Source organism: Verrucomicrobiota bacterium (genome assembly GCA_016871535.1).
GTDB lineage: Bacteria > Verrucomicrobiota > Verrucomicrobiia > Limisphaerales > SIBE01 > VHCZ01.
Genome location: VHCZ01000302.1, coordinates 1 through 7,077, shown reverse-complemented (window position 1 = coordinate 7,077; position 7,077 = coordinate 1). Strand labels below are relative to the sequence as shown.

Sequence of the window (7,077 nt, the reverse complement as noted above, 5' to 3'; positions counted from 1 at the left end):
CTCGATTCGGTGGACGGGTCCGGTGAGTTCCGCCGGGCTGATTGCGCCCCACGCCTCGTGGGAGATCAGCCTGCGCTCGGAGACGGGCGACTGACCGTGGCGGACTGGGTGCAAGCCGGTCTGTACGTGGCAAGTGTGGATCCCGTCGTGAGGGCCGGAGGCCCGTCAGCTTCGCTACCGAACGTGCTGAGTGGGTCGTTCAATTCGAGATCGCTCGCAACCAAAGCAGTCGTTCCGAGAAATGAAATGAGTCAGGTTCGAATCGGAGGCATCTCGGCGGATTCGGGTGCGCCCTTCTCTGTTCCCATAATTCTCAGAGCGTCAGGCGATGAAAACGCGCTAGGATTCAGCATTACATTTGATCCGCGCGTATTGGGTTTGCAGGGTGTGCGGTTGGGGCCAAGCGCAGTAAACGGGTCTTTGCTGGTTAATGAAAATCTTGTCCAACAAGGATTGCTCGGAATCGCACTTGCGCTGGCCCCAAATCAATCTTTCGCAAGAGGAGAAGCTGAGATTCTGGAATTGGATTTCCTCGCAAAGGAAGCGGATTCGGCTGAGACGATGCTCAGTCTGGGAGATACGCCCGTCATCCGTGAATTGGTGAGCAAGGACGCCACACCCTCGAAGTGCTTGTATTTTTACGGGAGGGTATCGTTTGCGAAAAAGATGCATTTGAAACCATTGGGACCATTCAGTGAAGGTCAGGTAAGATTTGAAGTCCGTGGCGAGGTCGGCAAGCGCTACCGACTGGAAATGTCTGCGGATTTGGAGAATTGGGAGCTGGTCAGAAATCTGAGACTGGAGCACCCGACATCAGTTTTGCATGTTAAGGCCGAAAACGCGGCGTGCGGTTTTTACCGCATCAAACCTCTGGAGTAGTCGCGCTTTGTCCTTTGTCCAGGTGACGCCGTTTCTTCAAATGCTATCCACCCGCAAGATATCTCTTTGGGAAGCGCGAATTTGCCTGTTGCCTGTTGCAATCGTCGACAAGCGAATCGATTCTTTTCAATCGAGCGCATTGGCCAGCTATGGACACATGCACCAAAGAGAAAACCGCCAGCCTGTTCTTCCGGTATCCGGCGCTGTGCATGCTCGTCCGGCCGCTCTTGCATTCGTTTTGGTTCAGGCTTGTTTTGTCGGCGCGCTCCTTTTGCCCGTTGTGTTGACGCTGGTGCTCGCCAGGATTCGGCGCACGACGCCTGTCGGGTTCGTCCCGGTCGTCCGCGTCAGCGCAATTGAATGGTGGCAAGACCAAATCTCTGCAACACACCGCGATCAAGGATTCGTCTGGGCAAGGTCCTGGAAGGGATTCTCGCTTACAGCATGGCCGTGGGAAACAATCCCGGCGACCGCGCGTTGGACCGGGGATTCCTGAAGGAAATCCAGGAGAGCGCCGAGCCTCCGCAATTCCAAGGGCCAGGGCTTTCTGGTTGCTGCGTTTGACCCACACCAATGTCGTGGACCTCGAAGTAACGGCGGGTGTGTTTGAGATATATGGGTTGAGCGAATACTTGATCCACTTGCTGGCGCCGCTCGAATCGAAACTGACGGCCCCGCTCCAGGAAACCTACCTGCGCGCGTTGTTCATCCATGGCCGCGTGGCCGAGTTCGATCGTTATTGGAATTGGCTGGCAGCCTCGCATGATCTTCTTCTGGAACCCGGTAGGGCGAGCCTGTCCCCAGCGAGCCGGACTGGACGTGTTCCAAGTTCGTCGAACGGCTCGCCGGGACGGACTCGCCCTACCTTGTTCCATGAACCCCATCTTCAGCTCTTCCGGATTGCCTTCACCGCAGGCTGGGGACCTTATTCGGCCGCCGACGAAGCGTATGATGCGTTAAAAGCCCACTCCGAGGAATCCGCCTGGCGCGTGACTGCCCACCAACTGCGCCTGGTCGTTTGCGAACAAAGGACCAAGCTGGACGAATACCTGACAGTGCTGGGTCAGCTCTGCGATTGGAAGCAGGACCGCCTTTTCGATCACGTGCGCGCGTGGCGTTTGCTCGCGAGCAACGGGCTGAAGCAGGAGGCCGTTGAGTCTGTCCAGAAGTGCAAGACAGAGGAAAAAATGGGCAGGCTGGGAGCTTGGTACGTGTTCATTGAGGTAGGGACGGATTCCACTCCGTCCCAAATCAGGCCTTGAGGCAGACTGCCGCCCGGGAAGAGACGATGGGCCAACGGAGGCTCCTGGTTTTTCCGTGGTCCGCCACCGTTCAAGGGCCGCCACAAGGATTATTCAGGGACGGAGTGGAATCCGTCCCTACCAGACACCAAACACGCACGAAGCTGGCCCTACGTTGCGCCGCTCAGTATTCCTGGTCTTTCTTGATGCCCGGCTCCGGGATGGGATATCGGCCATCGGCATCCGCCTTCAAGAACGCCGGCGAATCCATGGTCAGTTTGTCCGCGCCTGGAGCGTATTCGTGCTCGGAATTGAGGAATTCCTCGAAAGTAATCTCCTGCCCGGTGTGAGCCGCCATTCGCCCCAATGAGGTCGTGACGCTGGCTTCCACACCGCGTTTGACTTCGTTGTAGGGCCGGTCATGACGAATGGCATCGACGAGCGAGTTCCATTCGTTCTGGTAAGGATCGCGTTGGTCGGGCGGGACATCCGAAACCCAGAGCCGGTTTTCGCGAACTGGATTCTGCCCCCGGTAAGTGCTGGACGGCAGGCCGCAGTCGCCGTTGTTCGAGGCAATCGCCATGCCTTTGCTCCCTTGCACGTGGCTCAAATACATTGCCTTTGCCCCCACGTTGCAACGGCCGTCCATGATGAACTTGCTGCCGTCGGCGAACGTGTACTCCACCGAATACGAATCGAAATTCTGATCCACGAAGGGGCTGCCGTCGCTGCTCACTTTGTTGTGGCGGCCTCCCAGCGCGTGGGCCTTGACCGGCCAGGCATTCTTCATCCAGCAAAGATGATCGATAATGTGGATGTAGAAGTCGCTGAAGCACCCGCCGCTGGCCCACAAAAAGCTATGAAAACGCCGGATCTGCCAGAGCAACTCGCTCGGCTCGCCGGGCCACTTCGTCGAAAAAGCCGACCCGACCGGTCCGTGCATCCGGTAACCGCGCATCAAAATGATGTCGCCGATTTCGCCGTCCTGGATGCGTTGGTGCAACTCCTGGAGCGCCCGGCTGTGCCGCGACATCAATCCGACGCCCGCTTTCAAGTTCTTCGCCGACGCTTCTTCCGCGAGCTGGATCAGCCTCCGCGAAGTCGGACCATCCGCCGTGAGCGGCTTTTCCATGAAAACGTTGAGGCGCTTTTGAATGGCATAAGCAAAGTGGACCCACCGGAACGCCAGCGGCGTGGTGAAGATCGCGATGTCGCCGGGCTTCAAACAATCCATCGCTTTCTGATAACCGTCGAAGCCGATGAACCGCCGGTCCCGCGGGACATCCACCTGGCTGGAGTGCGATTTGTTTATGGCGTTGTAACTCCCATTGAGCTTGTCCTCGAAAACATCCGCCATCGCAATCAGCTTGATCGGGCCGAGCTTTGAAGTGTTGAGCGCGTTGACGGCGGCGCCGCTGCCACGGCCGCCGGCGCCGATCAGCGCGACTTGCAGGGTATTGTCCTCCGCCGCGTGGACGTGTGGGAGCGCCACACCTGCGAGGGCGGAAGCCGCGGCCAGACGGCCGGTGCTTTTCAAGAATTCACGTCGAGAAGTCGTGGAGTTGTTTGCAGGTTCATTCATAATGTTATGTGGTGACGATTGGGGAGCGTGGCCCATTCAGAAAAGATGGTCAAGAGCCTGTTCATTAAAGAACATTAAAAAGGGGGAACATCGAAAGAAGTAGTCCCAAGGCCCCCAAGCCTCATTATGCAACTCATCACTTGCCAATGGGCCTTTGCGAAATAAGATGCCGAATGTGAAAACGCTCTCGGTAAATCAAGCCAAAGACTCGCTCGACGAAGTCCTGGACGAAGCCTTGGCCGGCGAGACCATCGTCATCCTGCATCATAACAGGCAGGTCTTGCTTCAGCCCTGTCTGCTTCCAGAGCCCATTCCGCGCCGCCCGCCAGGCTTTTTTGACGACTGCTACGCAGACAAGTCAGAGTGCGAACTGGAGAACCGCTGCGGCCACGCCTCGGATTGATAGCATGCGACAGTGGGAAATCTGAACGTTTGATTTACAGCCGAGAACACCCATCCAGCCGTTATTGTGAGCAACAACTCGCGCATTGCCAGCCCGGACCTGGCGCGCGTGAACGTCCTGTTCTGCACCACTCTCCGGCGCCAAGACAGCGCGCGAGCTGAGAACCTCAAGAAGAACGAGGTGCTACTTGATGAGGCCGACGGCTTGGATTGGCTCACGATCTGCAAGTGCGACGCCATGCACTTCGTACAAAAATCGGCGCTCTACAATTGTCGAGGTAAAGTTACTGCCGCACGTCAAATAGCCATTAGCCGCAAAATCGCCGATACTTTCGAGTTGTTGCTGGCGTGATTCACAAGACACGTTGCAGGCAGCACAGTTCGACCGTCACGACGATCTCCTCATCTGGAACGGCGCGCTATTGACGATTCCAAGAATGACCGCCGAAAAGCGAAAGTCCTTTGCCTGCGCTTCGCGCACAATCTTGCGGATGGCGGGCGCATCGTAATATTCAACGCCACGGCCCAATGCGAATGTCAGGAGCTTTTCCGCCATGGTGCCGACAAAAATCTCCGGACGATTCAGCAATCCTTCTTCGAGTCCGGATACGCCCGCAAACTTGCTCCCGTCGGGCAGCCCGCCAGAATTATCGACCGGTTTGCCTTCCTCCACAGTCCGCCAGCGCCCAACCGCGTCGAAGTTCTCCAACGCAAAACCGACCGGGTCCATCAAATTGTGGCAGCTTGCGCACGCCGCATTGGCGCGGTGTTCGGCCAGCCGTTCGCGCACGGAGAGATTGGCCGACACGGTGTTGTCTCTCAAGGCGGGCACGTCCGGCAACGGCGGTGGAGGCGGCGTGCCGATTATGTTTTCCAGCACCCATTTGCCGCGGATCACCGGCGAGGTGCGCGTCGCGTAGGACGTCACGGTCAATACGCTGCCGTGGCGAAGCAGACCGCCTCGGACACTATCGCGGTCCAGTGACACACGCCGGAACCGGCTGCCATAGACGTGTGGGATTCCGTAATGCCTGGCGAGGCGCTCGTTCAGGAACGCGTAATCCGCCTTCAAAAGATCAAGCACGCTGCGATCCTCGCGCAGGACCGTCGCGAACAGAAGCTCTGTCTCCTTCCGAAACGCCTGCCGCAAATTGTCGTCGAAGTCGGTGAACAGTCGCAGGTCCGGAGTCGTGGATTCCAGATTGCGCAGGTGGAGCCATTGCGAGGCGAAATTGGCGACCAGGTTTTCGGACCGGGAATCCGCGAGCATGCGCCGCACTTGCCGTTCGAGCACGCCGGGATTGCGAAGCTTGCCTTGAATCGCCGTTTCGAGCAGTTCGTCGTCCGGGATGCTGCTCCAGAGGAAGAACGATAACCGCGACGCCAGTTCGAGATCGCTGATGCGATAGGCTGTGTTCGGCGCGATCCCGGCCGGGTCGGCTTCAACGCGAAAGAGAAAGTGCGGGCTGATAAGAACCGCACTCAACGCGGTTTCGATCCCGGCCTCAAAGCCGTCCTTCTTCAGGGTTTCCCTAAAAAAACCCATCGATCTGGCGAGGTCCTCTGCGGTCACGGACCGCCGGTAGGCCCGGCGCATTAGCGTGGAAAGGATGCGTTCGGCGCAACGTTCTGCGTCCTCCGGCTTGGCCGGCGTGCAATCAAAAATCCGCCGCCGGCTGGGCGTGTCGCCCGGCCCTTGCGCCGCGTAGGGGCCGTTGATGGAGACCTGGTAGATCGCCGGCCCGATGCGCGGATGCCGGTGCAGGTTGAAGTGCGCGTTATACGGCTGGCGTTTGGTTTCGAGCAGCGACGACGGATTCTTTAGAAACGTGACTCCCAGTGCGTGCGGGCCGGCTTTGACGGGCAGGCGAACCTTGAGCTTCTCGTCCACGGTCGCGTGATCGCGGTCCGTCCGCGGCGGCGTCACCGTGAACAGCGCCACACGCTTCCGATCCAGGAGCACCTCCAGTTCGTGCGGTTCGCGAAGCCCTTCGACTTGCTCGTTCCGGTCCCGCGTCAGGCGAATCTGAATCTCGTACTCACCATCCAGCGGAAAGGTGTACGGTATCAAAACGCCGCCGCGCGTGCCGATCGGCAACCCCTCCAGGTGCTCGTCCTGCGTCAAGTCTGCGCGAATCCGAAAGGTATCGCCACCCTCGCCGCGGCTGGACGCTCCAAGTGCAAGCCGGCTGATTTTCTGCGCCGCGGAGATGTATCGATCCAGTAGCGTCGGGGAAAGGTCGCCCACCGCGACATTGTCGAAACCGTAACTGGCCTCGTCCTTGGGCAACAGCGCCGCCGCATCGATCTCCAACGCGAGCAAATCGCGAATGGCGTTCTGGTATTCGGTGCGATTCAGCCGCCGCAACGTGGCCGTTCGCCCGGGCTTCGGGTGCGCCGCCGCGGCGCGGTCCAAGCTTGTTTCGAGGCGGGAAAGGACGGCGTCAGAAGTTTTCCCGTCAGGCCGGGGTTTGTCCGCCGGAGGCATCTGCCGCGTGCGCAGCTTGCGAACGACTTTTTCCCAGATCTCCGGATGGCGATTCACGTCGGCCGCGCCGAGACTCGCCAAATCCAGGTCCCCCTTCTTCATTTCCGGGTCGTGGCAATCGGCGCAGTACTGGTTCACCAGAGCCGTCACGGGAGATTCCGCCGAAGCGGCAGAACGCTCGGCCGGTTGGCTCGCATCGGCGTGAAGAGCGCTCATCACAAGCCACGCCATCCCTGCGGCGACAAACCCGCCGTAATTCGAGCCTCGCAATGGACGGACCGTTACCTGCATTTTCAAAGTGGGACCCAGAATAACGGTCCGGTAGCGTCGGGACAACAACAAAGCCCGATTTGCCCAGCCTAAGGGTCTGTGCAAAAATAAATTCCGGTTTTGCTGGAGGCGATTTCGCTTTCTGGCGAGGCACGACGAAGGAGCATAGCCAGGGCTCTGCGACTGAGGAGAAACGAAGCCAGAAAGCGAAATCG

7 protein-coding genes are annotated in these 7,077 nt (G+C 58.8%); 5 read left to right on the top strand and 2 right to left on the bottom strand.

Translation table 11 applies throughout. The annotated features are described in order from the left end of the window. Positions 1-246: 246 nt before the first annotated feature. The 3 genes from FJ398_24450 (at position 247) to FJ398_24440 (ending at position 2,141) form a co-directional block, all read left to right on the top strand. On the top strand, positions 247-879 hold the full coding sequence (locus FJ398_24450; GenBank protein MBM3841046.1) for a hypothetical protein: 633 nt from the start codon (positions 247-249) through the stop codon (positions 877-879). A gap of 360 nt (positions 880-1,239) precedes the next feature. After that, entirely contained in the window at positions 1,240-1,443 is a 204-nt protein-coding gene (locus FJ398_24445; GenBank protein MBM3841045.1) for a hypothetical protein, read from the top strand. Further along, positions 1,440-2,141 (top strand): hypothetical protein, encoded by a 702-nt coding sequence (locus FJ398_24440; protein MBM3841044.1) that lies wholly within the window; start codon positions 1,440-1,442, stop codon positions 2,139-2,141. The genes FJ398_24445 and FJ398_24440 overlap by 4 nt, the downstream gene beginning before the upstream one ends. A 163-nt stretch (positions 2,142-2,304) precedes the next feature. Here the strand turns inward: FJ398_24440 and FJ398_24435 are convergent, their stop codons facing one another. Next, entirely contained in the window at positions 2,305-3,702 is a 1,398-nt protein-coding gene (locus FJ398_24435; GenBank protein ID MBM3841043.1) for a Gfo/Idh/MocA family oxidoreductase, read from the bottom strand. A 166-nt stretch (positions 3,703-3,868) separates the two neighbouring features. Here FJ398_24435 and FJ398_24430 point away from each other — a divergent pair, with 166 nt between their 5' ends. Then, positions 3,869-4,105 carry a type II toxin-antitoxin system Phd/YefM family antitoxin gene (locus FJ398_24430; protein ID MBM3841042.1) on the top strand — a complete coding sequence of 79 codons (237 nt, stop codon included), beginning with the start codon at positions 3,869-3,871 and terminating at the stop codon, positions 4,103-4,105. Between the two features lie 66 nt (positions 4,106-4,171). Next, positions 4,172-4,456, top strand: coding sequence for a hypothetical protein (locus FJ398_24425; protein MBM3841041.1), 285 nt, complete (start codon positions 4,172-4,174; stop codon positions 4,454-4,456). Between the two features lie 36 nt (positions 4,457-4,492). Here the strand turns inward: FJ398_24425 and FJ398_24420 are convergent, their stop codons facing one another. Next, complete coding sequence (locus FJ398_24420) at positions 4,493-6,823, bottom strand: DUF1592 domain-containing protein (protein ID MBM3841040.1); 2,331 nt, start codon at positions 6,821-6,823, stop codon at positions 4,493-4,495. Positions 6,824-7,077 lie beyond the last annotated feature (254 nt).

Excerpts from the sequence above, each read along its gene's own strand:
- FJ398_24450 (MBM3841046.1), top strand. The coding sequence starts at position 247 with ATGAGTCAGGTTCGAATCGGAGGCATCTCGGCGGATTCGGGTGCGCCC.
- FJ398_24445 (MBM3841045.1), top strand. The coding sequence starts at position 1,240 with ATGGTGGCAAGACCAAATCTCTGCAACACACCGCGATCAAGGATTCGT.
- FJ398_24435 (MBM3841043.1), bottom strand. The coding sequence starts at position 3,702 with ATGAATGAACCTGCAAACAACTCCACGACTTCTCGACGTGAATTCTTG.
- FJ398_24430 (MBM3841042.1), top strand. The coding sequence starts at position 3,869 with ATGCCGAATGTGAAAACGCTCTCGGTAAATCAAGCCAAAGACTCGCTC.
- FJ398_24420 (MBM3841040.1), bottom strand. The coding sequence starts at position 6,823 with ATGGCGTGGCTTGTGATGAGCGCTCTTCACGCCGATGCGAGCCAACCG.